Here is a 25,382-nt window from a genome sequence, read left to right as displayed (position 1 = left end):
CTCCCGTCCCCGCCCTGTTCAAGGTCGCGATCGCCCCCGTGCAGGCGTTCTTCCGGCTGGAGGCCAGCAGCGGCATCCTCCTGGCGCTCTGCGCGGTGGCCGCGCTCGCGTGGGCCAACTCCCCCTGGAGTGCCACCTACGCCGCCGTCTTCGACGCGCCCCTCCACCTGGAGGTCGTCGGCCACGGTGGGCACTTCACCTTCCGCGAGCTCATCAACGACGGGCTGATGACGCTCTTCTTCTTCCTCGTGGGCATGGAGATCAAGCGCGAGCTGTCCGCGGGCGAGCTGCGCACCTTCTCCCGCGCGCTGCTGCCGCTCATCGCCGCGCTGGGCGGCATGCTGGTGCCCGCCGCGCTCTACCTCGCCTTCACCCACGGCACGCCCGCGCAGGGCGGCTGGGCCATCCCCATGGCCACCGACATCGCGTTCGCCATCGGCTGCCTCACGCTGGTGAAGGCGCGCGTGGGCCATGGGCTGGTGGTGTTCCTCACCGCGCTCGCCATCTTCGACGACATCGGCGGCATCCTCGTCATCGCGCTCTTCTACGGCACGGGCCTGCACGTGGAGTGGCTCGCGGTGGGCGCGGGCCTGGTCGCGGTGCTCTGGGGGTTCAACCGCTTCTACGTGCGCAACGGCCTCCTCTACGCCGTCGTGGGCGCGGCGCTCTGGTACGCCATGCACCACGGCGGCATCCACGCGACGCTGTCCGGCGTGGTGCTGGGGCTCTGCATCCCCGCGCTGCCCAGCCGCCCGGGGCGCGAGGTGCTGGAGGAGCTGGCGGCGTACGTCAACGGCCTGGTGTCCCGGCCGGACGACGAGACCGCGCGGGGCGCGCAGCTCCTGCACATCGAAGAGGCGCTGGAGGACATCGAGCCGCCGCTCAACCGCTTCGTGCACCTGTGGCACGGGTACGTGGCGTACGGCATCGTGCCCCTGTTCGCGCTGGCCAACTCCGGCGTGGACGTGTCCGGCATGTCGCCCGCGGATCTGCTCAAGCCCCTGCCCCTGGGCATCATCGTGGGCCTCTTCGTGGGCAAGCAGGTGGGCATCTTCCTGTTCACCTGGGCGGCGGTGAAGGCGGGCGTGTCCCCGCTGCCCGCGGGCGCAAGCCTGGCCCAGCTGCACGGCGTGTCCGTGGTGGCCGGCATCGGCTTCACGGTGGCGCTCTTCGTGGGAGGACTGGCCTTCGCCGGACAGCCGTCCCTGCTGGCGGAGGCCAAGCTGGGCATCCTGACGGGCTCGCTCATCTCCGCGGTCGTGGGCTACGTCCTCTTGCGCTACGTGGCCCCTCCACCCCAGGCTGCCGCACAGGCTTCGCCATGAACCTCCAGGACCTCAACCGCATCCGGCAGATCTCCCTCATCGCCGCGCGCCACGGCTTCGGCGAGGTGACCGAGCGCGCGGGCGTCTGGCGCCTGATCGGCGGCCGCAAGGAGAAGGTGGAGCTCTCCGAGGAGGCCCGCCGCGCGTCCACCGCGCGCCGCTTCCGCCTCTTCCTTTCGGAGCTGGGCCCCACGTTCATCAAGCTGGGCCAAGTGCTCTCCACCCGCGCGGACCTGCTGCCCGCGGAGTTCGTGGAGGAGCTGGCCACGCTCCAGGACAACGTGGAGGCCATCCCGCTGGAGCAGGTCCACGCGCAGATCCGCGAAGCGCTGGGCAAGGACGTGCACGAGCTGTTCGCCCAGGTGGATCCGGAGCCGCTCGCCGCCGCGTCCATCGCGCAGGTGCACCGCGCGGTGACGCTGGACGGCGAGGAGGTCGTCATCAAGGTGCAGCGCCCCGGCATCGCCCAGAGCATCGACGCGGACCTGGGCGTGCTGCGCTCGCTGGCGCGCCTGCTGGAAGCCGTGGTGGAGGAGACGGGCATCTACACGCCCTCCGGCATCGTGGACGAGTTCGACCGGGCCATCCACGAGGAGCTGGACTTCATCAACGAGGCCACCAACATCCGGGCGTTCCTGGAGAACCACAAGGACCGCGCGTACCTCAAGATTCCGCGCGTGTACGCGGCGCTCTCCAGCCGCACCGTGCTCACCATGGAGTTCATCCGCGGGGAGAAGATCAACCCCGCCGCCCTGGCGGAGCCGGACCGCAAGCAGGTGGCCCAGCACATCCTGGAGGCCAGCTTCCGCCAGCTCTTCGACGACGGGCTCTTCCACGGCGATCCCCACCCCGGCAACGTGCTGCTCCTGGAGGGCAACCGGCTGGCGCTGCTGGACTTCGGCGTGGTGGGCCGGCTCACCCGCCCCATGCAGGAGACGCTGGTGATGCTGTGCCTGGCGGTGGCGCTCAAGGACAGCGACTCCGTGGCGCGCATCCTCTACCGCGTGGGAGTGCCGGACGCGCGCGCCAACCTGATGGGCTTCCGCAACGACATCGAGTCCATCCTGGGCCAGCACCTGCCCACCACGCTGGGCCAGGTGGACGCGCGCACGCTCCTGCGCGACCTCCTGGACCTGGCGGTGAAGTACCGCATCCGAATCCCCAAGGAGTACGCGCTCCTGTCGCGCGCCTCCATCTCCACGGAAGGCATGCTGCGCGGGCTGTACCCGGAGCTGAACATCATCGAGGTCGCGCTGCCGTACGCGAAGGAGCTGATGGCGGGCCGGTATGATCCCAGCCAGCTCCAGGGCGGCCTGATGCGCACGTTGCTGCGCTTCCAGTCCATGGCGCAGGACCTGCCCACGCAGCTGTCGCAGATCTTGTTGGACCTGGAGACGGGCAAGTTCAGCGTCACGGTGCGCGCGGAGCAGTTCGACAAGCTCAACGAGAACCTGCGCAGCGTGGCCGTCATCGCCTTCCTGGGCCTGTGCGCGTGCGGCTTCATCGTGGGCGCGTTCATCGCCTTCGCGCCCCGGCCGCCCATGTACGGGAACGTGCCGCTGCTGGGCATCATCGGCATCGCGCTGGCGGCGGCCCTCTTCGGCGCGGTGCTCACCTGGTACCTGTTCGGCGGCCGGTTCGGGAAGGTCAGCGTCACCCGCTTCCTCAAGAAGCGCAGGTAGCCGGGGACCTCAGGGACGCTCGGGGAGAGGCGGGTGTGACACCGGCCCACCCGGCGGGGGGCAGGCGGGCGGAGGGAGCGCGTGTCACGCGAGCGCGAACGGATCCGTTGAGGGGTGCACAGTCGTGCGCGGGCCGGGTAGTCTGCGGGGCTTGTCGTTCCCCCCTCTTGCCCCCGTGCTCGACTTGTCCGCGAACCCAACCGCCGCCCGTCGTCCGTACCGCGCCCCGCTGGCCACGCTGTTCGCGGCCGCGCTCCTCGCCACCACCGCCGGCTGTGCAGGCGGGCTTGATGAACCCGAGCGCTTCACCGGGGGCACCAGCTCCTGCGCGCCGGGCACCACCGCCTCCAGCATCATCCAGGCGCAGTGCCTGTCGTGTCACTCCACGGATGCCAAGGGTTCGGCGGGCGGGGGCTTCGACCTGCAGGCGTCCGGCCTCCCCGGGCGGCTCTACACCACCAACGCGGCGTGCAACTCGGCGCCGCTGGCGGACAGCGCCAACCCGTCCCAGTCCTTCTTCCTGAAGAAGCTCACGGCGTCGCCGGGCTGCGGTTCGCAGATGCCGCTGGGCGGCACGGCGCTGAACGCGGCGGACACCGCGTGCCTCACCAATTGGCTCGTCGCCGGAAAGCCGAGCCCGTGATGACGCGCACCCGTCATGTCTCCGCCGCGGCCCTGCTGGGCGCGGCCCTCCTGCTCGTCCCCGCCGCATACGCCGCGCCGAAGAAGGCGCCCGCGAAGACGACGCAGTCCGCGACGAAGACGAAGAAGTCCAAGGCCGCGAAGGTGACGGAGGCGCGCCGCGTGGCGGTGCTCGCCTCCGGTCCGCACGCGGACGCCGCGCGCGACGTGCTGGAGGCGGAGCTGGCCCGCCGTCCGGCCCGCTACGAAGTCGTCCCGGAGTCCGCGGTGCGCTCCGCCGCCTCGCGCCTGGGGCAGGACCCCACGACGCCCGCGGGCGCCGCCGCCGTGGCGCGCGAGCTGGGCCTGAGCGCGGTGCTGGTGGCGGACTCGGCCACCGTGGGCAAGAAGCAGCAGGTGAAGATCACCGTGCGCAACGGCAAGGACGGCAAGCCGCTGGCCGCTCCGGCCGCCGCGAAGCCCGCCACGGTGAAGCTGGTGCCCTTGGCGGTGAAGCGCCAGTGGACGGCGCTGGAGCGCGGCCTGCAGAAGTCCCGCGCGCCGGAGCCCGCCCCGGTGGCGCCCCCGCAGCCCGTCACGCCGGTGGAGCCGGAGCCGGCGGTGAAGCCCGCGACGCCCATCGCGGAGACGCCGCCTCCCACGAAGACGCCCGACCCGGAGCCCATCCGCAAGCCGGTGGTGGTCGCGCCCAAGGAGGACAAGGCCCCCGCGAAGCCGGACGACGCCGTCTCCCCTCAGCCGGAGCCGGGCCGTGGGCCCCTCGTGGAGGGCGCGCTGGGCCTGAAGCTGTTCGGCCGGTCGCTGCGCTACAAGGACGACGTGTTCGGCGTGCTGCGGCCGTACACGCTGGGCACGGACGTGGGCGGCTTCGCGCTGCCGGGCGCGCCCCAGTTCGCGGGCGACGTGACCGTGTATCCGCTCGCGCCCTTCCAGCAGGGAGCACTGGCGCGGCTGGGCATCACGGGTTCGATTGATCAGTCCTTCGGCCTGAAGTCCACGGGCTCCACGGGGGCGGTCTCCTACCCCACCACGGCGCGCGAGTGGACCGCGGGCCTGCGCTACGTGATGCCCTTCGGCGCGGCGCAGCGCTACGGCTTCGAGGTGACGGGCGCGTACGGGATGAACACGTTCCGCATCGACGCGGTGGACGGCGAGCGGCCGTTGGACCTGCCCAACGTGGAGTACAAGACGGCGGGCCTCACGCTGGGCCTGCGGGCGGCGCTGTCGGAGAAGTTCGACTTCAACTTCCGGCTCGGCTACCAGCACCCGCTGGACTCCGGCGAGCTGTCCTCGGACGCGTGGTTCCCGCGCATGTCCGCGGGCGCCGTCACGGGCAGCGCGACGCTGGCGTACCGGCTCAACCGCATCCTGGACGTGCGGCTGAAGGCGGACCTGCGCCGCTACTTCTTCAAGTTCAACCCGGAGCCGGGCGACCCCTACGTCGCCGGTGGCGCGGTGGACCAGTACCCCGGCCTGTCGCTCCAGGTGGGCTTCCGCTACTAGCCGTCGCATGCCCCCGCCGGTCCGTGCGCGACACGGACCGGTGGAAGGGGCTCCGGCTCGGGCCTGCTAGGACTTGAGCTTCGCGATCCGCCTCTTGAGCAACGTGATCTGGTTCTCGAGCCGGTCGATCTCATCGTCCTTGGTGTCCAGTTCGTCGCGCTTCCGCTTGAGCTTGCGCTTCTGCTCAGCGATCTGCGTGTTCTTCAATTCGAGCTCGGACGCCCGCTTCTTCAACTGCTTTTGCTTCGCCCGGTTGCCGTCGATCAGGTCCCGCATGCTCCGCTGGCGACCCAGCGAGTGCTCCTGCAGGGTCTCCTTCATGTTCGACGCCAGCAGGTCCTCCAGGTCCGAGTCCTCCTCGTCGCTCGCGAACTCGTCGTCCATGGTGTCCAGGACGCGCGTGAGGGCCTTCTCCTTCCGCTCCTTCCCTTCCGCGAGTGAGTCGCCCTTCACCGAGAGCACCAGCATCTCGTTGACGCGGTTCTCACGCTTCATGCTCCCCCGGAAGACAGCCCCGTGCAGATCGATGGACTTCCGGTTGCGAGGCGTTTGATTGAACGCATCCACCTTCGTCGCGAAGCCTCCGCCATCGAGGGTAGCCAGCGTCCCCTCGAGCCCCATGGGATGGTCCTCTTCGAAGTCCTTGCCGAAGGTGATGCTCGACGACAGCATCTGCCGGCCGGTCGTCCGGTTCTTCGACATCTGATTGCAGATCTTGCAACTCAGCACGAGGTTGTCGACGTTGTTGAAGAGCTGGAGCATGCCCTGCGCGCTCCCCTTCCAACTCCCCTTCTTGGTCTTGAAGAAGAAGTCCTTGAAGCTCCGGCTCTGCGCCGTGAGCGACTCGGTGAGCGCCGCCTTGTAGAAAGCCTCGTTCGCGTCCAGGAGCTTCTCCATCGCCTGCAACCACTGGCCAATCTCCTCCGCGGTGACGATGTGGTCGCTGTCGAGTGTGTAGGTCTCGAACCAGCGGTGGCAGTAGGTGCAGTACGTGCCCGACAACTGAATCTTCTTGCCGGTGTGGGTCGAGATGAGCTCGAAGTCGTGGACGTCGCCTCGCAGGACCCGGTGCTCGATCTGCGGCTCGCGGACAGCGCCTGTCGTCTTGGAGTCCGGCTTGTAGTCGAAGGGCCGGAACGTGGGCGTGGGGATGGACTCGAAGTTGTCGCGCTTGATCTTGCCGGTCTTGGTGAGCGGGAGCGCCTTGACCTTCCGCTTCTCCTTCTGCCCGAGGTTCTCGACCTTCGAGGGCAGGTTGATCGTCGGGAACATCGTCATCGCCGGTTGGAAGCAGTCGTCGTCCGCCGGGTCGACGAAAAAAGTGTTCCCGGACTTCGACGACTTGACCTTCACGGACCTCTTGGTGATGTCGACGACGGTGAAGGCCGTCGTGGAGCCCGCCTGCTTCCTGAACTTCACCTTCTTCAAGAAGGGGTCCGAGTAGAAGTCCACGTCGCTCGTGACGTAGTACGCGGCTCCATCGAGGAAGGCCATGGGGTGCTCCTGTCAGCCGCCGTGTCACGGCCTGATTGTCGTGGCGCAAGGCTAGCGCCTTCTTCTGGCCGGGGCATCCCGGGCGCCGACGTGCTCGTGGAAGCGCTACGCTGGCGCGAATGCTCAAGGCCCTCCTGATTCCCACCCTCTGTCTGATGCACGCGACCCCGGACTCCACGGCGGCGATCACCTCCGAATACACGGACGTGGAGAAGTGCCCACGCCCCGCCGAAGCGGACGAATCCGAAGGCGGGGATGTCCCTCTGCGGTGTCCGGGGCCCGGTGGCGACTACGAGCTGACGGAGGACTACAGCGCCTACGACATCCACCGGAGGATCACCTCGAAGAGCGATCCCAGCTTCGTCGTTGAACTACGGCCGATGGTGAAGTGCCCGGTGACCCGCTTCGGCTCGAAGCTGGAATGGCGGATGAAGGAGGGAAAGCCCTTCGCGGTCATTCAGCGCGTGACCTGCTTCGCCCTGAACAAGGAACAGTCTGGACCGGGCAAGAAGCTGGGTGAACACCTGGTCGTGAAGGGGCTCAAGGGCTTCCCGAGGGTGGACAGTGAGGTGAACACGAAGGCGAAGGACGCGAACGAGAAGGCGCGCTCCATCGCGGACGGGGCCTTTCGCGAACGCTGAGCCAGTCGTAGGCCCTCAGCCGCGCTCCGGGGCGTGGCGGCGCAGCCAGTCAATCACCGTGGGCCAGAGCGTGGCGGCATGGCGCTCGCGGAAGAAGCCCAGGTGGGAGATGCCTTGTCCGGCGCTGTCCGCGGGGGAGAACTGCCGGCGCTCCACGGCACAGCCGGTGAGGTGCTGGCAGACGAGGTCGATGGATTCGGGAGGTGCCCAGGGGTCGTCGTCCAGGCCAATGGCCAGCACCGGAATGTGGAGCCGGCGGAAGCGGGCCGCGGCGTCCATGCGGGGGTCGTCGAAGAAGAAGCGGGGCAGCGACGTCCAGCGGCTCCACTCCAGCATCGCCTGGGCGGGCAGGTCCTCGCCGAGCCCCAGCCTCTGGTAGGGCATGTAGCCCAGGAGCCGCGCGCAGAGCGGCCCGATGACCTTCAGGTACAGCGCGACCAGCAAGCGCTCCCGCCAGGGCCGGATGAACCGCAGGCTCCCGGCCTGGGACGCCACCATCACCGCGGCGGTAAGGCCCTGGCTGCTCGCGCTCAGCCCGATGGCGTGGCCGCCGAAGCAGTGACCCACGGCCAGCACCGGCAGCCCCGGGTAGCGCGCCGCCCCCCAGTGGGTCACCGCGACCACGTCCTGGTCGGCCCAGGTGATGAACCCGGCCCGCGTTCGCTTCGCGGTGCCAGGGGGCTGCACGCCCCGGTAGTTGTAGGTCACCACCGCGAAGCCCGCGCCCGTCAGGCGTGCGGCGAACGCGAAGTACATTTGTTCGAGCATGGCGGCGGCGGGATGCACCAGCACCACGCCCCGGGCGGCCCCCTCGGGGGTGTGCAGCGTGGAATGCAACTCGAAGCCATCGGCGCAGGGGATGCGGTGCGGAGTCGTGCGTGCCATGGCCCTCATGAGCTGCTGCGCATGAAAACCTATCGGCTAGCATGTAGGTTCATGCCGGGCAAGACCGCGCCTGACGGTGCGCCGGCAGATGCAACCGCCTCGCAACCATTTCGAACACTCCGGGTTGAAGGGGGCGGAGGTGTTCATGAACGCGGTGACCAGGGCAGTCAGCGGTGCGGGGTTGAGTCTCCTGTTGTGGGCTTGTGGTGGTGCCGGCGGTCCGGTTCCCGATGCGGAGGCGACGCCGTCCGTCACGTCCCAGGCGCTTGCGCCGGACGCGGGCGCGGCGTGGAACGCGGTGGGCGCGATGGTGACGTCACGGGCCGCGGCGGCGGGCGTGACGAGCATGGGCATCGCCGTCTACGACTCCCAGGACCGCAAGGTGTATGAGCAGATGGTGGGTGACTTCACGCCGGACACGCGCGTGGCCATCGCGTCGTCGTCGAAGATGGTCTCCGGCACCGTCATCTTCGACGTCATCCGCCAGGGCCTGCTGTCGCTGGACTCCACCACCGGCCAGGTCCTGGGCTGGACGGGCGACAAGGCGAACATCACGCTGCGCCACCTGCTGTCCTTCACGTCGGGCATGGAGCCGTCGAACCCCTGCACGACGCGCGTGGGCATCACGCTGGCGGAGTGCGTCGCTCAAATCGCGACCGTGCCCATGAAGGCGCCGCCGGGCACGCGCTTCGACTACGGCAGCACGCACCTCCAGGTGGCGGCGCGCATGGCGGAGGTCGTCACGAACAAGACGTGGAACACCCTCTTCACGCAGACGCTGGCGACGCCGCTGGGCCTGCCGTCCGGGGTGACCTACTACACCGCGCCGACGCAGCAGCTGGGCACCACCAACCCGCTCGTCGCGGGAGGGCTGCGCGCGTCGATGAACGAGTACGCGAAGCTGCTGGCGCTCGTTTACCACCGGGGCCGCTACGCGGGGCTGGAGAAGGGCACGCTGGCCCTCTTCGCGCTGCAGACGCGTGAGCCCTACCCGTCCGTGGTGGTGGGCAACTCGCCCTACGGCGAGCTGGGCTATCCGTACCGCTACGGGCTCACCGCGTGGCTGGAGTGCACGACGCCGGCCACGGGCTGCGACAGCATCAGCACGCCGGGCGCGTTCGGCTTTACGCCGTGGTTGGACCGGCACGCGAACTACTACGCCATCCTGGGCATGCAGCTCGGGGGCGGCGACGTCTCGGGCGGCGTGGTGGCGTTCTCCGTGGACCTGGAGAACGACCTGAAGCCGCTGATTGAAACGGCGCTCGGCAACTGAGCGCCGCCGAGTGGAAGGCCCGGCGCTGGTGACATACTGCCCTCCCCTTCCAGGAGGCATCCCATGTCCCAGCGTCGAGCATCGTGCGTCTGTGGTCAGCTTCGCGTGGAGGTCACGGGTGAACCCATCCGGGTCTCCATGTGCCACTGCTTCGCGTGCCAGCAGCGCACCGGCAGCGTGTACGGCGTGCAGGCCCGCTTCCGGCGTGAAGCCATCACCGCCATCGAGGGCCGCTCCAAGACATTCACCCGCAAGGGCGATGAGAGCGGCAACTCCGCCCACTTCCACTTCTGTCCGGAGTGCGGGTCGACGGTCTACTACGAGTTCGCGCACGACCCGGACGTCATCGCCATCACCGTCGGAGCCTTCGCGGACCCGGCGTTTCCAGCGCCGGTCTTCTCCGTCTACGAAGAGCGGAGCCACTCCTGGGCCGTGCCCCGGGGCATCCCCATGGAGCACATGGACTGAGCGCCGTTCACTTCTCCGGGGCCCGTGCCTCCAGCAGGCCCCTCACGAACGCCGCGACGGGGCCCGCCAGCTCCGAGAGCCGGTCCACGCGGTCCTCCTCCACGGCCTCCAGGATGAGCTCGTTGATGCCTCCGACGAGCGCCATGGCGAGGGCGGGCGACAGCTCGCCTCCGGTGCCCGCCGCCTCGAACTCCCGCCGCATCAGCTCCGCGAAGCTGCGCATGACCTGGCGGCGCAGCTCGAAGCCCTTCGGACCGACGTGCAGGATCTCCACGAGGAGCGTCCGCACGAGCCCCGGCCGGCTCTGGAGGCTGGCGAGGTAGACCGCCGCGCCGATGCTGGCCCGCATCTCCCCGGGAGGCGCGTGCTGGATGGCCGCCTGGATCTCCTCCAGCAGCCGGGCGCTCTGCGCGGCGTAGAGCGCCAGCAGGCACGCGTCCTTGTCCTCGAAGTGCTCGTAGAACGTGCGCTTCGACACGCGCGCGTGCCGCACGATGTCCGCGATGGTCAGCCGGGCGTAGCCCCCTTCGATGATGGCCTGCGCCAGGCCCGCGACGAGCCGCTCCCGGGGCGCTTCGCCTGCCTGATCGGACGGGGACGTCATGCGGCTCCTCGGGCTGGTACTTGACCGTACCAGATGGCGCTGCTACCTCTCTTCAACAGACTCATAGACTGGGTACCTTCCTGTACCACACGCCCGGGCTCCGCTGGCCTCCGGGCGACCTCGACCGAGGAGTCCCCGCATGATCCCGTCTCCTGCCGGACCGCCCTCGCACGTGGACGTGCTGATCATCGGCGCGGGCCTGTCTGGCATTGGCGCCGCGTACCACCTGCAGACGCGCTGCCCCACCCTGAGCTACGCCATCCTGGAAGGACGCGGGGCCATGGGCGGCACGTGGGATCTGTTCCGCTATCCCGGCGTTCGCTCGGACTCGGACATGTACACGCTCGGGTACCGGTTCCGGCCGTGGCATGGCGGAAAGGCCATCGCGGATGGGCCGTCCATCAAGACGTACATCGAGGAGACCGCGGCGGAGTACGGCATCGACCAGCGGATCCGCTACCACCACCGGGTGACGCGAGCCGAGTGGTCCTCCGAGCACGCGCGCTGGACCGTGGACGCGGAGGTGGGGCCCGAGCGCGTCCCGGTCCGCCTGACGTGCGGCTTCCTCTACACCTGCACCGGCTACTACGACTACGCGAGCGGCTACACGCCCACGTGGCCCGGCACGGAACACTTCCAGGGCCGCATCGTGCACCCGCAGCACTGGCCCGAGGACCTGGACTACGCCGGCAAGCGCGTGGTCGTCATCGGCAGTGGTGCGACGGCAGTGACGCTGGTCCCCGCGATGGCGGGACGCGCCGCGCACGTCACCATGCTGCAGCGCTCGCCCACGTACATCGCGGAGCAGCCGGCCCAGGACAGCGTCGCCAAGGCGCTGGGACACGTCCTGCCCAAGCGTGTGGCGTACGCGGTCGCGCGCTGGAAGAACGTGCTGCGCGGAATGTTCCTCTACAACCTCGCGCGCAGCCGGCCGGGCTTCATGAAGTGGCTGCTGCGCCTGGGCGTGCGGAAGGCGCTCGGCAAGGCGTTCGACGTCGATACGCACTTCGCGCCCCGCTACAACCCGTGGGACGAACGGCTGTGCGTCGCGCCCGACGGTGACCTCTTCCGCGCCATCCGCGAGGGACACGCCTCCGTGGTGACGGACCACATCGAGTCCTTCACCGGGACGGGCCTGCGACTGCGCTCGGGGGCGCACCTGGACGCGGACCTCGTCGTCACCGCCACGGGGCTGAACGTGAAGATCCTGAGCGGCATGACGCTGGTCGTGGACGGCGCACCCGTCCAGCTGGCGCAGACCCTGGCGTACAAGGGGATGATGTTCAGCGACATCCCCAACCTCGTCGCGGCCTTCGGGTACACCAACGCGTCGTGGACGCTGAAGTGCGATCTGGTGGCGGAGTACTCCTGCCGCCTGCTCAACCACATGAAGCAGCACGGCTACACGCAATGCGTGCCCCGTGTGCGCGGTCCGGGCATGACACCGGAGCCCGTGCTCGACTTCAGCTCCGGGTACGTGCAGCGCGCCCTGGACTCCCTGCCCCGCCAGGGCACGCGCGCTCCATGGCGCCTGTACCAGAACTACGTGCGGGACCTGCTGCTGATGCGCTACGGCCGGGTGGACGACGACGCCATGGAGTTCCTGCGGCCCGGAAGCACCGCGTCGCAACAGGCGCTTCTTCCCGAGGTGAATACCGGTTCCAGCGCGGAGGTGGCTCGTGGCTGAGCGCATGCGGCTTCAGGGCAGGACGGCGGTCGTCACGGGCGCGGCGAGCGGCATCGGCCGCGCCATCGCGGTCTCATTGGCACGCAAGGGTTGTCATCTCGCGCTGGCGGATGTGAACGAAGCGGGGCTGGCGGAGACGGCGGACCTGGCCCGCGCGCCAGAGGTGCGCATCAGCCGGCACCGGCTCGACGTGTCCGACAAGGAGGCGGTGGAGGCCTTCCCAGCGCGGGTGACGGCGGATCATCCCGGGGTCGACCTGCTCTTCAACAACGCGGGCGTCGCGCTCGGCGGCAGCTTCGAACAGGTGAGCGGCGAGGACTTCGAGTGGCTGTTCGGCATCAACTTCTGGGGCGTGGTGCGCCTGAGCCGCGCCTTCCTGCCCCTCTTGCGCGCCAGCGATGACGCGCGGCTGGTGAACCTCTCCAGCGTCTTCGGCCTGGTGGCCCCGCCGGGACAGGTGGCCTACGCGGCGAGCAAGTTCGCCGTCCGTGGCTTCTCCGAAGGGCTGCGGCACGAGCTGGAGGGTACGTCCGTGGGCGTCACCGTGGTGCACCCGGGCGGCGTCGCGACGTCCATCGCCGCGAGCGCCCGGGTCCCCACCGGCGCGACGGCCGAGGAGGTCACCCGCCGCCGCAAGTCGTTCCAGAAGATGCTGAGGCTTCCGGCCGAGGCCGCGGGCGACATCATCGTGCGAGGGGTCGAGAACCGCGAGCAGCGCATCCTCGTTGGCAAGGACGCCGTGGCGCTGGCGATGCTCGCCCGGCTCTTTCCCGTGACGTACTGGAAGCTGCTCGGCCCGCGCCTCCGGGCGTGAAACCTGTCAGACCGGTCTGCGGAAGAGGTCGCCCAGGTCGGCGGGCAGCTGCGACGCCACGGCGGCGACCTCCTGTTCGGGGATGCGATCGCGCACGGCGGTGAACACGGCGGTGACGACCCGGAAGGCCTGGTCGGGCTTGATCTTCAGGTGGTCGGCCACGTCGGTGATGAACTCATCGCGCCCGATGCGCTTGGCGCGCGAGGGCCCCCGGTGCACCGAGCAGGCCCCCAGGATGTCGCCGATACCGCCGGTCAGCGCGCGGTAGAGCTTCACGTCCTCGCCATCCGACAGCCGCCGGGCGAGCGAGCAGAACACCGCGCTGGTGGCCTCCCGGGCTTCCAGGCCCTGGCTGTGCATGACCGCGTCGCCCTGGATTTCATCCAGGAACGGCTGGAGTTCGAGCGACTCGTCGCGCTCCTTGACGGGCACGTTATGGGTATCAGGAGGAACAGGCGAGGCCATGGCAGCGTCTCCGAAGGTTCAGGGCCCTGACGGGGCCGTGTCCCGAAGACGCTGCGCACGTGCCAGGGCGCCTGCATCGTCCAACGCAGGCAGGGGCGCGCGGGCGGTCAGGCCACCGCCGCGACAGTCCCTCAGCCGGGCCGGGTGACCCGCTGCGTTCCAGGGCTCCTCCGCGTTACCATCCAATCCCTCATGACCGGACTTCCCTGTTCAAAGACAGGCGCGCTGCTCGCCACCGTGTTGCTCGCCCTCGCACCGGAGGCCGCCAGGGCCGAAGAGAAGGTGCCGAACCTCGCGGATGAGAAGGCCAACACCCAGGAGGTGCAGATCCTCGGGTGGTCCGCGGACGAGAAGCGGTTCGCGCTGCGCGTCTATGACCTGACCGAGAGGTGGTTCGGCGACTCGGCGCCGCCTCCCGCCTGCAAGGGCTATGTGGACCACAAGGGAGAGAAGTTCGTGGGGGGCCTGTCCTTCGTGCTCTACGAGGGTGGCAAGCAGGTCGGCGGGTGGCGCATCCAGGACGCGAAGAAGTGCACGCCGCCGGAGACCGCTCGCGAGCGGCTCGCCAAGGCGAAGGCGGCCCTGGCGGAGAAGGGCATCGACCTCACGGCCACGGGCGCCACGCTGGCGGCGGACCTGTCCCTTCGCGCCGGGCCCCAGAAGAAGGGCAAGGACACGGAGTACCGGCTCACCTCCACCTTCCCCCTGCCCCACGGCCCGTGGGCCGGGACGAAGTTCGAGGCCGACGCCGTCGTCGTGGAAGAGGACGTCATGGTGAAGGACAGCCCCGACGCCCCTGACTCGGAGGCCATGCCGACGGTGCGCGGGCGCGCGAAGGTCCAGCTGCGCCTCGTGTCGGGCAAGCGCTCGGTGGCGGTGGGGGACCTCAAGCTGGGCCCCGACGAGGCGGATCCCGGGATGTCCTGGGTCTGGACCGCGGGCTTTGATCGCGCGCTGCTGTCGCCCTCGGGCAAGGTGCTCGTGCCGCTCGTCTTCGTCCGCCACGGCGACATGCGCCTGTTCGACACGCCCCGCATCCTCATGGCCCCGGTGGACCTCGCGGACAAGCTGGGCCCCGCCCCCACGGTGAGCGCCCCCGCGCGCTGAGCCATGCGTCCGCTCCCGCTGGCGCTCCTCGTGCTCGCGAGCGCCCCGCTCTTCACGCGCGGACGCGCTCCGGTGGTGACCGGGGGCCAGGGCCCCACCCTCTCCGCCCGGGAGTGCCAGCCCTGCCACGAGCGCGAGTACCAGCAGTGGTCGGGCTCACGCCACGCACAGGCCTTTTCCAACACCCTCTTCACGGCCTCCTTCGCTGAAAGCAATGCACCCGGGTGCGTGAACTGCCACGCCCCCCTCGCCGAACAACGCGCGCAACACTTCCAGGGCGAGGCAACGAAGCCCGCGCTGCTCCCGGAAGGCGTCAACTGCGCGGTCTGCCACCTGCGCGAAGGCACCCTCCTCACCCGCCGCGCTCCGTCGGAGGCCGCGCTGGAGGCCCACCCCATCCGCCGCGAGCCCGCGCTGGGCACGCCGGACTTCTGCGGCGGCTGCCATGAGTTCCCCTTCCCGGACCTGGGCCGCCAGGCCTCCGCCCCGCTCATGCAGGAGACGCTCACGGAGTGGCGTGCGTCCACCGCCGCGCGCAATGGCCAGACCTGTCAGTCCTGCCACATGCCCGAAGGCGTCCATGCCTTCCCAGGAGGCCACGACCTCGACTTCGTGCGCGGCGCGCTGAAGCTCGAATGGCAGCGCCAGGGCCCATCGAAAGTCTGTGCGGTGGTGCGCTCGCGGAGCGTCGGGCACGCCGTGCCCACGGGAGACCTCTTCCGGAGGCTCCGGCTGCGGCTCTGCGAGGACGCCGCCTGCGAGCGGCCCGTGCGTCAGCGGCTGATGTCCCGCCGCATCATCGCGACCGCGGGCGGCGCACTGAAAGAGACGGACACCCGCATTCCCGCGAACGCCGAGCGCACCGAGTGCTTCGAGTGGTCCAAGGGGACGACAGCCCCAGCGCACTGGACGCTGGAGCTGCTCTACGCGGAGCCCCGGATCGAATCACAGTTGCCGGACGCGGAGACCCGCGCGGTCCTCCTGTCCGGGCCGTTGTGACCGGGACAGGAGGCGTCAGGACTACCCGTGCGGCACCGGCCGGGGCTCCTCGTGGACGACGGCCGCGTCATCCCCGCCCTTGCCCCTGCGCAGCCGGTTGCCCAGCCGCGTCTTGAGGCGGTCCGCGACGACGTAGAACGCGGGCACCACGAGCAGGCTCAGCACCGTGGACACGGAGAGGCCCCCCAGCACCGCGATGGACATGGGGGCGCGCGTCTCGCTGCCCGCGCCCAGCGCCAGCGCCGCCGGCACCGCGGACATCATCGTCGCGGTGGACGTCATCAGGATGGGCCGCAGACGCACGGGGCCCGCACGCAACATCGCCTGCATCGCGTCCGCGCCCTGCTCGCGCTGCTGGAGCGCGTAGTCCACCAGGATGATGGAGTTCTTCTTCACGATGCCCATCAAGAGCAGCAGGCCGATCATGCTGAAGATGTTCAGCGTGTTCCCCGTGACGAGCAGCGCGAACGACGCGCCCGCGACCGACAGGGGCAGGATCGTCAGCACCGTCACCGGGTGCAGGAACGAATTGAACTGCGCGCCCAGCACCATGTACGCGACGGCGATGCCCAGGAAGAGCGCGAAGATGAGGCTGCTCATCGAGTCGCGGAACGCCACGCTCGCGCCGCCCGCCACCACGCGGATGCCACCGGGCAAATCCTTCCCCAGCGACTCCACCGTGGCCAGCGCCTCCTCCTGGTTCGACCCCGGCGCCACGTTGGCGAAGAGGCTGATGGCGCGCTCACGGTCGCGCCGGGTGATGGCCTGGAGGGCGGGCAGCTCCTCCTGCGTCACCAGCGACGACAGCGGCACCAGTGAGTTGTTCGCCGTGCGGACCTTGAGCAGCGACAGGTCCTCCGGCCGCGAGCGCTGGCTCGCCAACAGCCGCATGCGCACGTCGATGCGCCGCCCGCCGCTGCTGTACTTGCCCACGCGCACGCCGCCCACCAGCGCGTTCACCGTGGACGCCACCGCCTGGATGGGCACGCCCACGTCCGCCGCGCGAGCGCGGTCCGGGGTGATGCGCAGCTCCGGCTGGCCCAGCTGGTAGTCCGTGTCCAGGTCCACCACCTTGCCGGATGACTGGAGCTGCTCGCGCAGGGACTGGCTCGCCTCCACCAGCTTGTCCCAGTCCGACCCGCGCACGCTGAACTCCACCGGGAAGCCGCGCTGCGCGGTGAAGCCCGCCTGCGACAGGTCCTGCACCACCGCGCGCAGGCCCGGGTAGCTGTTCAGCTCCTTGCGCAGCACCTGCGCGAACTCCGCCTGCGACATGCGCTGATCCGTCGGCACCAGCGTCAGGTTCATGTTGCCCGCGTTGACGGAGGACCCGCCGCCGCCGCCGCCCACCACCACGAAGACGCGCGTCACCTCCGGACGGCTGGAGACGAAGTCCTCCGCGCGCTTGAAGAGCCGGTTGGTCTCCTCCAGGCTGCTGCCCACCGCCGTCTGGAGGCGCACGGACATGCGGCCCTGGTCCTGCGACGGCACGAACTCACCCGGCAGCGCCTTGAACGCGAACGCGCTCAGGATGAGCATGGCCACCGCGACCAGCAGCACGCGCCAGGGCCGCACCAGCCCCCAGCCCAGCGCCCGCGCGTACAGCGCCTCCAGCCGGGTGAAGGCCTTGTCCACCACCACGCCCACCCGGCTGCGGTGCTCACGCGACGTCTTGAGCAGCTGCGCGCAGCGCGCGGGCGCCAGGGTAATCGCCTCCACGTAGGACAGCAGCACCGCCACGCACAGCGTGACGCCGAACTGGAGGAAGAACCGGCCGATGATGCCCTTCATGAAGACGACGGGCAGGAAGATGGCCACCACCGCCAGCGTCGCCGCCAGGGCCGCGAAGGTGATCTCCGCGGTGCCCTCGCGCGCGGCGCGCACCCGGTCCTTCCCCTCCTCCGCGTGCCGGAAGATGTTCTCCAGCACCATGATGGCGTCGTCCACCACGATGCCTACCGCCAGCGCCAGGCCCAACAACGTGAACGTGTTGAGCGTGAAGCCCAGGAAGTAGATGACGGCCACCGTTCCCAACAGCGACATGGGAATGGCGAGCACCACGTTGAGCGTGCTCGACAGCGACCCCAGGAACACCCAGCACACGAACGCGGTGAGGATGCACGCGAGCAGCAGCTCGAACTCAATCTCGTGCACGCTCTCCTCGATGAACTGCGTCGAGTCGAAGTTGATGCTCGCGCTCATGCCCTGCGGCAGCTCCTTCTGGAGCTCCGCCAGCACCTTGCGCACCTCCTGGGCCACGGCCACCGCGTTCGCGCCGCGCTGCTTCTTGATGCCCAGCGCCTGCGCGGGCTCGCCGTTCACGCGCGCCAGGCGGCGCTCGTCCTCGAAGCCGTCCTCCACGATGGCCACGTCGTGCAGGTACACCGTGCGGCCCCCCTCCTCGCGCACCGCCACGTTCGCCAGCGTCTCCAGGTCCAGCGCCTCGCCCATGAAGCGCACGTTGACCTCGCGGCCTTGCGTCTCGATGCGGCCGGCGGGCAGCTCCACGTGCTCGCGCTGGAGCGCGGCGATGACGTCCGTGACGGTGAGCGCGTGCGCGTCCAGCTTCTGCGCGTCCACCCAGATGCGCACGTTGCGCTCCAGCAGGCCGCCCAGCTGCACCTCGCCCACGCCGGGCACCGTCTGCAAACGCTCCTTCACGCGGTAGCGGGCGAAGTCGCTCACCACCTGCTGGGAGAAGGGCCCGGACACGCCCAGCCACATGATGGGCTGGTCCTCCGGGTTGGACTTGGAGACGACCGGCGGGTCGATGTCCAGCGGCAGCCGGCGCTGGGCCTGGCTCACCTTGGTCTGCACGTCCTGGAGCGCCAGGTCCACGTTGCGCGACAGGTCCAGCTCCACCGTGATGTTCGCGCTGCCCTGGCGCGCGGAGGACGTGATGCTCTTCACGCCCTCCACCTGCGTCACGGCCTCTTCGATGAACTCGACGACGTCCGACTCCACCGCCTCCGGGTTGGCGCCTTCCCACGACACGGAGATGTTGATGGTGGGGAAGTCCACGTCCGGAAACTGGCTGATGCCGATTCGCTGGGCCGCCACCAGTCCGAAGATGATGGTCGCCGCCATGATCATCCAGGCGAACACCGGCTTCTTGATGCAGACGTCGGTGATGCTCATGGCCGGGCCTCCGTGGCCGGGGTCGCGCCGCCGCGGGCCTCGGTCGTGGGCTGCTCACCCTCCACCTTCGGCTTCGGGCGCGCCTGATCCACGCGCACCGCCACGCCGTCGCGCAGGGCCTCCGCGCCGCGCACCACCAGCGTCTCGCCGGGCTTGAGGCCTTCCTTCACCTCCACCTGCCCGTCCGGCGTGCGCAGGCCCAACTCCAGGATGCGCTCGCGCGCCTTGTTGTCCGTCACCACGAACGCCAGGAAGCCGCGCTCGCTGGGGCGGATGGCCGTCTGCGGAATCACCGGGCTGCCCCCGCGCGACTCCACCGGCACGCTCACCGTGGCGAAGGCGCCCGGCCGCAGCTTGCGCGCGTCCTCGCCCGTCACCTCCGCGGTCACGGCCACCATGCGGCTCTGCGCGTCCGCGCTCGCGGCCACGTAGGTGATCTTCGCCGCGTACGTCCCCCCGTCCGAGCGCACCGTGAAGCGCGCGGGCATCCCCGGGGTGATGCGCGTCACATCCGCCGCGGGCACGTTGAAGCGCAGGAGCAGCGGTTCGCGGCGCAGCAGCGTGGCCAGCACCACGCCCGGCTGCACGTACTGGCCCGTCTGCACGGTGCGCGTCTGGAGGACGCCGTCCATGGGGGCGCGCACGAAGGCATCGCGCTGGTTGAGCTGCGCCTGATCCAACAGCGCCCTCGCGGCGGCCACGTCCGCCTGGGCGGTGGCGGCGCGGGCCTGGTACGTCTCCAGCTGTTCGGCGGGCAGCAGGCCCGGGCTCTGGGCGTTGACCTCCGCGCGGCGCTGGGAGCCGGCCTTCGCCTCCACCAGCGCGGCCTGGGCCTTCTGCAGCGCGGCCTCCGCGGAGCGCACGGCGATGGCGTAGCGCGCGGGTTCGATCTCCGCGAGCGTGTCGCCCTTCTTCACCGTCTGCCCTTCCGAGAAGGTCACGCGCTCCAGGGCGCCCGGGACGCGCGCGGTGATCTGCACGCTTTCGAAGGCCTCCACCGCGCCCACGGCGCTGACCGAGTACTCCACGTCGCGCGCCGCCACGGGCGCGACCTCCACGGGGAACTGGATGGGACCCCGGCCCGCGCCCTTGCCGCCCTGCGCGGGCGCTTCCTTCTTGCAGCCAGGGGCCAGGGACAGCACGGCCAGCGACAGGGCCAGCACTCCAGTGCGTTGCATTGCCTTCACGGTTCCTTCCCCAGTGGATTCAGTCCGACAGCGGCTCTCAGGCCCAGCAGTGCCACGCCCAGGCCATAGCGGTTCTGCGCCAGCGCGACCTCGGCCTCGAAGAGGCTGAGCGACGCGTCCGCCAGGGTGAGGGCGGTGGACAGCCCCTGGCGGTAGAGGATGCCTGTTTCCGCGGCGTTCTTGCGCGCCGCCTTCGCCGCCTGCTCGCTCTGCGCGAGCGCGGCCCGGGCCGTCTCCAGATTCACCCGCGCCTGCTCGATGTCCACCGGCACGCGGCGGGTGGCGGCCTGGGTGTTCAACTCCGCGGCGTTGGCGTTGGCCACGCGCTCGTCGCGTTCGGCGTAGCGGACGCCGCCATCGAAGAGCGTCCAGGTGAGATCCACGGCGAGGAAACCATCGCCCACGTTGCCGTTGAGGCCGGCCTCGTTGGTGAGGCGGTACTGGGCGCTCGCGCCCAGGGACGGCAACAGGCGCGCCAGGGGCTCCTTCGCGCTCTCGCGCAGCGAGCGCACGCGCAGGCGCGCGGAGAGGATGTCTGGCCGCCGGTCCGTGGCGCCCTGCGTGAGCAGCTCCAGGGGCGGCGCGGGCCGCACGGCGTCCGCGAGCAGCGGCTCCGGCGGTGCGAGCGCTCCCGGCACCGGCTCCACGAGCAGGTAGCCCAGCTCCAGGCGGCTCGTCTCCGCGGTGCCCAGGGCGGAGGCGAGGTTGGCCTGTGCGGTGGCCACCTCCAGCTCCGCGCGGGTGACGTCGTTGGTACTGGCGAGCCCGGCGTTGGCGCGAGCCTGCGCGTCCGTCAGGCTCTGCTTCGCGTAGGCCAGGCGCTGCTCGGCGGCCTGGTACACCTGCTGGTTGGCCAGGGTGACGAGGAAGGCGTTGGCGGCGCTGAAGGCCACCTGGCGGCGCGTCTCCACGGCGTCCAGCTTGGAGGCCTCGCTCTCCAGCTTCGCGGCCTTGTAGAGGGGGAAGCCGCGCGCGTCGAAGAGGGTGAGCCGGCCGGAGAAGACAGCGCCCAGGGCGTTGTACTTCTGGAGCACGACGGTCTGTCCGCCCACCTCGCGCGTGGACTCACGCAGGCGGCGCGTGTAGGTGCCGGTGGCCGCGAGGGTGGGCAGGAAGAAGGCGCGGGCGCGGGCGACGCGGGCCTGGGCGGCCTCGGCGGTCTGTCCCGCGGCGAGCACGGCTTCGTTCTGCTGCGAGGCGAGCTCCACGGCGCGCTCCAGGGTCAGCGGAGCGGCGCCGGAGTCCGGCTGCGGAGGCTTGGGGAAGGCGCTGGCGGGGGACTCGGCGGCGGATGCCGGAGACGCGGCCGGAGGCGTCTGGGCGAGCGCGTCCGGGGCCAGCGCGCACAGGCAGGCACCCAGGGGCGCGGCGAGGAAGGCACGGCGAACGGTGGACATAGAGGTCGTGCGGTGGGACGGGCCAGTGTTGAAAGGTCAGCGGCCCCTATACACGGAAGCCGTCATCCGGGGTTGATGAGCGGTGCGTGTCTGGACGATGCCTCGCGGAGAGGACTAAGGGTCGGGGAAGAAGCTTCTCGGGTTGAACTGCCGACGGTGGCGCCGTCCCACTCCGGGTGTGGGATGCGCCCCAGAATGCGTGTCCCATGCGTTTATTCCTGCTCGCCGTGCTCGCTGGTGCCCTCGCGGGGTGTTCCAAGGGGGACGACCTCAAGACCGGCGCTCTGAAGGTCCAGATTCATTACGAAGGATTTCGGCCGGGGTGCGTGACGCTGACAGTCACGGATCAGACGGAGGTGTCCCGGCACGTCACGACGAACGTGAACGTGAAGCCGGATCCTGCGCCGGGGACGCTGTCCGTGGCGGTGTTCCGGCAGGCGGGCTGGAGCAACGACGTGAAGCTCCTGGCCACGGCACGGGAGGTGTCGTGCGAAGGCGCCCAGGTGGCGACCGCGGAGACCCCCGCGAGCCTTGAGAAGGACGGCGTCACGCCGGTGGATCTGTCCCTGAGCGCCGTGGATGGGGACGGCGACGGCTTCGTGAGCCCGGCCGCGGGCGGCACGGACTGCAACGACAGAGATGAACGGCTGGGCGGTCCGACGCCCTGGTATCCGGACGACGACAACGACGGGTACGGCAATCGCCAATTGCCCGCGTTGATCACGGCGTGCGAGGGGCCCGCGTTGACCGCGTCACGGACCGGTGACTGCAACGATCGGGACCCGCTCGTGAATCCCGGGGCAACCGAGTTCCAGTGCGACGGGAAGGACGACAACTGCAACGACCAGATCGACGAATCGTTTGACGTGGGCGGCAACTGCCTCAACGCCTTCCTATGCCCGGGAGCGAATGTCTGCGCCAATGGAGGCGTCGCATGCAACAGCACCGTCACGCCCAAGGCCTACTACGTCGATGAGGACCTGGACGGAAAGGCCGGCGCGGACGGAGGCGTGACGTGCGGTGCCCAGCCCGCGGGAACGGTCGCGGAGTCCTCCGACTGCGACGAGAGCTCGGTGTACGTGAACAAGGATCTGCCCGAGGTCTGCGACCGGCTGGACAACAACTGCAGTGGGGGTGTGGATGAAGGCGTGGCCGCATGTGACCTGACCTGGCGGGGGTCGGTGGGCAGCGGGCTCCAGGCCCGCTGGAATGCCATCGCGGTAGGACAAGACATCGCGTGGCTCGCTGGCATTGGCGGAACCGACCTCCAAGGCAACGTGCTGAAGGTCCAGAGCGATGGGGGCATGGACCAATCCAACTGCTCCGGCCAGTATCAGGCGGCCTGGGTCAGCAAGTCAGGGCAGGTGTTTCTGGCTGGCGATGACGGAAGTCTGGCGAGCAAGACGCCAACACAGTCCAATTGCACGCCCGCCACGACCAAGCCCGACAGCGATGCACCGCTCAACGGCATCGTGGGCTTCGACTCCACGGATGGCGGCTCGCCGACGCTCTACGCCGTGGCGAGCAATGGCAACATCTTCAAATGGACCCCCCCAGCCGCACCGGTCCGTATCGCCCAGACGGGCATCAACCTGCGCGCGGTGAGTGGAACCACGGGCCCGGACACGCTGCTGGCCGTTGGGGCCCGAGACACCCCGGGCCCGGCTCAGTTCACCGTCCTGCGCTACAACCCCGCGAATGAGGCGTGGCTCCCGGAGACGCTGCCCTCTTCCCTGCCGGCCGGCTACCTCACCGGCGTGAGCGTGGTGAATCCGAATTACGCCTATGCGGTGGGAGACAAGGGGGTCTTTCTCGAGCGCAACCACGGCAAGTGGAGCCAGCGCGATTCCCTTCCGCTGGATGTGAACGCCACCGGAGTGAAGGCTTTCGGGCAGAACGCCATCTACGCGACGACCGTCGCGGGAAACGTCCAGTTCTTCAATGGGGTGCGTTGGGAACCTGTGGCCTCCAGCCCAAAGACGCTGCGCGCGATTGATGGAGCATCCCCCACCAAGATTGGCGCCGCGGGCCTTGAGGGGACGTACCAGTTCTTCCGCTGGCCCCGTTGATGGACCTCCGCGCCGAAGCCCTGACCCTGCGCTACGGCGCCCGGACCGTGCTGGAGCCCACGGACTGCCACGTCCCGCCCGGCACGCAGGCCCTCGTGCTGGGGCGTTCAGGTTCGGGCAAGACGACGCTGCTCAAGTCCCTCGCGGGGCTGCTGCGCCCCTCCTCTGGCCGGGTGACGTGGGATGGCCAGGACGTCGCCAGGCTCTCGGCGCCGGAGCGGCGCGCGCAGCAGGCGTCGTTCGGCTTCGTGTTCCAGACGGACGCGCTCTTCGACTCGCTGACGGTGAGGCAGAACGTGATGCAGCCGCTGTTGCGCCGCCGCGTGCCGGAGGCGGAGGCCCGCGAGCGCACGGACGCGGTGCTGCGCTCGGTGGGCCTGGCGGACGCGGCGGACACCCTGCCGGAACGCCTGTCCGGAGGCATGAAGAAGCGCGCGGGGCTCGCAAGGGCAATCGCGGCAAGGCCCGCGGTGCTGCTGGCGGATGATCCGTTCGCCGGCCTGGACCCGGGCACGGCGCGGCAGGTGGCGAGGGTGCTCCTGGAGGTCGCCGGCAAGGGAACGCTGCTGGTGGCGGCACCGGAAGCGCCCGTGGACCTCCCCCTGCCCCGCTGGTTGTATCTGCAAGGCGGCCGACTGGTGCACGATGGGGCCCCGGCGCCGGAGCTCGAGCGCGCGCCGGACGAGGCCCTCGCATGACTCCGCAGTGCCAGTATCCGTGAGCACCACCGCCCTGGCCTGGCTGGGACGCTCGGCGATGCGGGCGGTGGGCGGCGTGGGTGCACTGGCTCTGGTCGCGGGCCGCACGGCCTGGGGCCTGCGCAGGCTGGAGCGGCGCGAGCTTGCACGGGGCCTGGTGCAGTTCGGCTACGGGTCGTTGCCGCTGGCGTTGGCGACGGCGGCGCTGGCGGGCGTCATCGTGGTGGTGCAGGCGGCGCTCTACATCCAGCGCTTCGGAGCCCGGGCGTTCCTGGGCTGGGCGGCGGGTTACGGCGTGCTGTGGGAGTTCGGTCCCCTGCTCCTGGGGCTGATCATGTCGGCGCGGATCGGCGCGAGGAACGCGGCGGAGCTGGCCACGCTGAAGGTGGGCGGACAGATTGAAGGCCTGAGAGGCATTGGCCTGGATCCGTTCGCGCTGCTGGTGGCACCCCGCGTGGTGGCGATGGAGGTGAGCATGCTGGCGCTGAGCACGTTCACGTTCCTGGTGGCCATCCTCTGCGAGGCGGTGGCGGCGAAGCTCACGTTGGACCTGCCGGTGCGGGTGTTCTTCGGGACGTTCGCGCAGATGCTGAGCCCGTCCGACATCCTGGGGGGCGTGGTGAAGACGGGGGCGTTCGGACTGGCCATCTCGCTGGTGTCCACGGCGGTGGGCCTGAGGGCGAAGGGAGGAGCCCGCGCCGTGGGAGAGGCCGCGGCGAGCGCGGTGGTGCTGGGCTGCGCGGCCATCTTCCTGTTGGACTTCCTGCTCACGACGCTGCTGTCGAAGGTGCTCGCATGAAGCGCGTGCTGACCTTCTTCGGGGCGCCGGGGGTGATGCTGGCCCGCACGGTGCGGGCGGGCATGCGGGAGGGCATCCCCTGGAGGGAGACCCTGGCGCAGGTGCACGAGCTGGGCGGGCGCAGCGTGTGGCTGGTGACGTCGGGCATGGCCTTCTTCGGGGCGGTGCTGGTGATGATCGCCAACGCGCAGGCGAAGAAGCTGATCGGCAACGTGGCGGTGCTGGGCCCGGCCTACTTCGAGATGCTGGTGCGCGAACTGGGGCCAGCGGTGTCCGCGCTGCTCACGGCGTCACGGGCCGGGGCCAGTCACTCCGCGGAGCTGGCCACGATGAGCGTGAACGAGCAGGTGGAGGCGCTGGAGATGTCGGCGGGGGATCCGTACGCGGACCTCGTGGCGCCCCGTGTGGTGGCGGGGCTGGTGGGGGTGCCGCTCCTGAGCGTGCTGGGGACGGTGGCGGCGACGGCGTCCGCGGTGTTGGTGGCGAGCGTGGCGTTGGACATCGA

General features: G+C 70.0%; 22 protein-coding genes. 15 read left to right on the top strand and 7 right to left on the bottom strand.

Going from position 1 to position 25,382, the window contains the following annotated elements; genetic code table 11:
- The 4 genes from nhaA to D7X32_RS29675 form a co-directional block, all read left to right on the top strand.
- Positions 1-1,325 (top strand): Na+/H+ antiporter NhaA (nhaA, locus tag D7X32_RS29690; protein WP_244239253.1); only part of this gene is annotated, 1,325 nt, incomplete at its 5' end.
- Positions 1,322-3,007, top strand: coding sequence for an ABC1 kinase family protein (locus D7X32_RS29685; protein ID WP_120605933.1), 1,686 nt, complete (start codon positions 1,322-1,324; stop codon positions 3,005-3,007). The genes nhaA and D7X32_RS29685, both read left to right, overlap by 4 nt.
- Positions 3,008-3,191: 184 nt before the next feature.
- Positions 3,192-3,650: a hypothetical protein gene (locus D7X32_RS29680; protein WP_147450318.1), complete on the top strand. Its 459-nt coding sequence runs from the start codon at positions 3,192-3,194 to the stop codon at positions 3,648-3,650.
- On the top strand, positions 3,650-5,152 hold the full coding sequence (locus D7X32_RS29675) for a hypothetical protein (protein WP_120605931.1): 1,503 nt from the start codon (positions 3,650-3,652) through the stop codon (positions 5,150-5,152). The genes D7X32_RS29680 and D7X32_RS29675 overlap by 1 nt, the downstream gene beginning before the upstream one ends.
- 66 nt (positions 5,153-5,218) lie before the next feature.
- Here D7X32_RS29675 and D7X32_RS29670 read toward each other — a convergent pair whose 3' ends face one another.
- The gene (locus D7X32_RS29670; protein WP_120605930.1) at positions 5,219-6,646 is read right to left on the bottom strand and encodes a hypothetical protein; all 1,428 of its coding nucleotides are present in this window, start codon (positions 6,644-6,646) and stop codon (positions 5,219-5,221) included.
- 119 nt (positions 6,647-6,765) lie between these two features.
- Here D7X32_RS29670 and D7X32_RS29665 point away from each other — a divergent pair, with 119 nt between their 5' ends.
- A complete protein-coding gene (locus tag D7X32_RS29665) occupies positions 6,766-7,287 on the top strand; it encodes a hypothetical protein (protein ID WP_120605929.1) in 522 nt (173 codons plus the stop codon).
- A gap of 15 nt (positions 7,288-7,302) precedes the next feature.
- On the opposite strand, the gene D7X32_RS29660 is transcribed toward D7X32_RS29665, so the two are convergent.
- The gene (locus D7X32_RS29660) at positions 7,303-8,172 is read right to left on the bottom strand and encodes an alpha/beta hydrolase family protein (protein ID WP_120605928.1); all 870 of its coding nucleotides are present in this window, start codon (positions 8,170-8,172) and stop codon (positions 7,303-7,305) included.
- A 145-nt stretch (positions 8,173-8,317) separates the two neighbouring features.
- Here D7X32_RS29660 and D7X32_RS29655 point away from each other — a divergent pair, with 145 nt between their 5' ends.
- Both D7X32_RS29655 and D7X32_RS29650 read left to right on the top strand, forming a co-directional pair.
- On the top strand, positions 8,318-9,445 hold the full coding sequence (locus D7X32_RS29655) for a serine hydrolase domain-containing protein (RefSeq protein WP_171448246.1): 1,128 nt from the start codon (positions 8,318-8,320) through the stop codon (positions 9,443-9,445).
- A gap of 63 nt (positions 9,446-9,508) precedes the next feature.
- Positions 9,509-9,913 (top strand): GFA family protein, encoded by a 405-nt coding sequence (locus D7X32_RS29650; protein ID WP_120605927.1) that lies wholly within the window; start codon positions 9,509-9,511, stop codon positions 9,911-9,913.
- A 7-nt stretch (positions 9,914-9,920) separates the two neighbouring features.
- Here D7X32_RS29650 and D7X32_RS29645 read toward each other — a convergent pair whose 3' ends face one another.
- A complete protein-coding gene (locus tag D7X32_RS29645; RefSeq protein WP_120605926.1) occupies positions 9,921-10,517 on the bottom strand; it encodes a TetR/AcrR family transcriptional regulator in 597 nt (198 codons plus the stop codon).
- 139 nt (positions 10,518-10,656) lie between these two features.
- Between D7X32_RS29645 and D7X32_RS29640 the strand changes: the two genes are divergently transcribed.
- The gene (locus D7X32_RS29640) at positions 10,657-12,204 is read left to right on the top strand and encodes a flavin-containing monooxygenase (RefSeq protein WP_120605925.1); all 1,548 of its coding nucleotides are present in this window, start codon (positions 10,657-10,659) and stop codon (positions 12,202-12,204) included.
- Positions 12,197-13,018, top strand: coding sequence for an SDR family NAD(P)-dependent oxidoreductase (locus tag D7X32_RS29635; protein ID WP_208752575.1), 822 nt, complete (start codon positions 12,197-12,199; stop codon positions 13,016-13,018). The genes D7X32_RS29640 and D7X32_RS29635 overlap by 8 nt, the downstream gene beginning before the upstream one ends.
- Positions 13,019-13,024: 6 nt before the next feature.
- Here D7X32_RS29635 and D7X32_RS29630 read toward each other — a convergent pair whose 3' ends face one another.
- Positions 13,025-13,483 carry a DUF2267 domain-containing protein gene (locus tag D7X32_RS29630; RefSeq protein WP_120605924.1) on the bottom strand — a complete coding sequence of 153 codons (459 nt, stop codon included), beginning with the start codon at positions 13,481-13,483 and terminating at the stop codon, positions 13,025-13,027.
- Positions 13,484-13,675: 192 nt separating this feature from the next.
- Here D7X32_RS29630 and D7X32_RS29625 point away from each other — a divergent pair, with 192 nt between their 5' ends.
- A complete protein-coding gene (locus D7X32_RS29625) occupies positions 13,676-14,590 on the top strand; it encodes a hypothetical protein (RefSeq protein WP_147450317.1) in 915 nt (304 codons plus the stop codon).
- Positions 14,591-14,593: 3 nt separating this feature from the next.
- The gene (locus D7X32_RS29620; RefSeq protein ID WP_120605922.1) at positions 14,594-15,589 is read left to right on the top strand and encodes a multiheme c-type cytochrome; all 996 of its coding nucleotides are present in this window, start codon (positions 14,594-14,596) and stop codon (positions 15,587-15,589) included.
- Positions 15,590-15,610: 21 nt separating this feature from the next.
- On the opposite strand, the gene D7X32_RS29615 is transcribed toward D7X32_RS29620, so the two are convergent.
- The 3 genes from D7X32_RS29615 to D7X32_RS29605 are packed head-to-tail and all read right to left on the bottom strand — an operon-like array spanning position 15,611 to position 21,311.
- On the bottom strand, positions 15,611-18,727 hold the full coding sequence (locus D7X32_RS29615) for an efflux RND transporter permease subunit (RefSeq protein WP_120605921.1): 3,117 nt from the start codon (positions 18,725-18,727) through the stop codon (positions 15,611-15,613).
- Positions 18,724-19,905, bottom strand: coding sequence for an efflux RND transporter periplasmic adaptor subunit (locus D7X32_RS29610; protein WP_171448238.1), 1,182 nt, complete (start codon positions 19,903-19,905; stop codon positions 18,724-18,726). Before D7X32_RS29610 ends, D7X32_RS29615 begins: the two co-directional genes overlap by 4 nt.
- Before the next feature lie 5 nt (positions 19,906-19,910).
- Positions 19,911-21,311: a TolC family protein gene (locus tag D7X32_RS29605; protein ID WP_120605919.1), complete on the bottom strand. Its 1,401-nt coding sequence runs from the start codon at positions 21,309-21,311 to the stop codon at positions 19,911-19,913.
- Between the two features lie 206 nt (positions 21,312-21,517).
- Between D7X32_RS29605 and D7X32_RS29600 the strand changes: the two genes are divergently transcribed.
- The 4 genes from D7X32_RS29600 to D7X32_RS29585 form a co-directional block, all read left to right on the top strand.
- Entirely contained in the window at positions 21,518-23,380 is a 1,863-nt protein-coding gene (locus D7X32_RS29600) for a putative metal-binding motif-containing protein (protein ID WP_147450316.1), read from the top strand.
- Positions 23,380-24,078 (top strand): ABC transporter ATP-binding protein, encoded by a 699-nt coding sequence (locus D7X32_RS29595; RefSeq protein ID WP_120605917.1) that lies wholly within the window; start codon positions 23,380-23,382, stop codon positions 24,076-24,078. Before D7X32_RS29600 ends, D7X32_RS29595 begins: the two co-directional genes overlap by 1 nt.
- 19 nt (positions 24,079-24,097) lie before the next feature.
- Positions 24,098-24,877 carry an MlaE family ABC transporter permease gene (locus tag D7X32_RS29590; protein ID WP_244239252.1) on the top strand — a complete coding sequence of 260 codons (780 nt, stop codon included), beginning with the start codon at positions 24,098-24,100 and terminating at the stop codon, positions 24,875-24,877.
- Positions 24,874-25,382, top strand: a 509-nt coding sequence (locus D7X32_RS29585) for an MlaE family ABC transporter permease (protein WP_147450315.1), incomplete at its 3' end; no start/stop codon positions are given. The genes D7X32_RS29590 and D7X32_RS29585, both read left to right, overlap by 4 nt.

Origin of the sequence: Corallococcus carmarthensis (assembly GCF_003611695.1) — a bacterium.
Taxonomy (GTDB): Bacteria; Myxococcota; Myxococcia; order Myxococcales; family Myxococcaceae; genus Corallococcus; species Corallococcus carmarthensis.
This window is presented reverse-complemented; position numbering and strand designations above follow the sequence as displayed.

What these genes read in the sequence shown, in the direction of transcription:
- D7X32_RS29600 (WP_147450316.1), top strand. Translation starts at nt 21,518, where the DNA reads ATGCGTTTATTCCTGCTCGCCGTGCTCGCTGGTGCCCTCGCGGGGTGT.
- D7X32_RS29650 (WP_120605927.1), top strand. Translation starts at nt 9,509, where the DNA reads ATGTCCCAGCGTCGAGCATCGTGCGTCTGTGGTCAGCTTCGCGTGGAG.
- D7X32_RS29675 (WP_120605931.1), top strand. Translation starts at nt 3,650, where the DNA reads ATGACGCGCACCCGTCATGTCTCCGCCGCGGCCCTGCTGGGCGCGGCC.
- D7X32_RS29620 (WP_120605922.1), top strand. Translation starts at nt 14,594, where the DNA reads ATGCGTCCGCTCCCGCTGGCGCTCCTCGTGCTCGCGAGCGCCCCGCTC.
- D7X32_RS29630 (WP_120605924.1), bottom strand. Translation starts at nt 13,483, where the DNA reads ATGGCCTCGCCTGTTCCTCCTGATACCCATAACGTGCCCGTCAAGGAG.
- D7X32_RS29615 (WP_120605921.1), bottom strand. Translation starts at nt 18,727, where the DNA reads ATGAGCATCACCGACGTCTGCATCAAGAAGCCGGTGTTCGCCTGGATG.
- D7X32_RS29605 (WP_120605919.1), bottom strand. Translation starts at nt 21,311, where the DNA reads ATGTCCACCGTTCGCCGTGCCTTCCTCGCCGCGCCCCTGGGTGCCTGC.
- D7X32_RS29665 (WP_120605929.1), top strand. Translation starts at nt 6,766, where the DNA reads ATGCTCAAGGCCCTCCTGATTCCCACCCTCTGTCTGATGCACGCGACC.
- D7X32_RS29655 (WP_171448246.1), top strand. Translation starts at nt 8,318, where the DNA reads ATGAACGCGGTGACCAGGGCAGTCAGCGGTGCGGGGTTGAGTCTCCTG.
- D7X32_RS29610 (WP_171448238.1), bottom strand. Translation starts at nt 19,905, where the DNA reads ATGCAACGCACTGGAGTGCTGGCCCTGTCGCTGGCCGTGCTGTCCCTG.
- D7X32_RS29660 (WP_120605928.1), bottom strand. Translation starts at nt 8,172, where the DNA reads ATGGCACGCACGACTCCGCACCGCATCCCCTGCGCCGATGGCTTCGAG.
- D7X32_RS29595 (WP_120605917.1), top strand. Translation starts at nt 23,380, where the DNA reads ATGGACCTCCGCGCCGAAGCCCTGACCCTGCGCTACGGCGCCCGGACC.
- D7X32_RS29670 (WP_120605930.1), bottom strand. Translation starts at nt 6,646, where the DNA reads ATGGCCTTCCTCGATGGAGCCGCGTACTACGTCACGAGCGACGTGGAC.
- D7X32_RS29685 (WP_120605933.1), top strand. Translation starts at nt 1,322, where the DNA reads ATGAACCTCCAGGACCTCAACCGCATCCGGCAGATCTCCCTCATCGCC.
- D7X32_RS29645 (WP_120605926.1), bottom strand. Translation starts at nt 10,517, where the DNA reads ATGACGTCCCCGTCCGATCAGGCAGGCGAAGCGCCCCGGGAGCGGCTC.
- D7X32_RS29625 (WP_147450317.1), top strand. Translation starts at nt 13,676, where the DNA reads ATGACCGGACTTCCCTGTTCAAAGACAGGCGCGCTGCTCGCCACCGTG.
- D7X32_RS29640 (WP_120605925.1), top strand. Translation starts at nt 10,657, where the DNA reads ATGATCCCGTCTCCTGCCGGACCGCCCTCGCACGTGGACGTGCTGATC.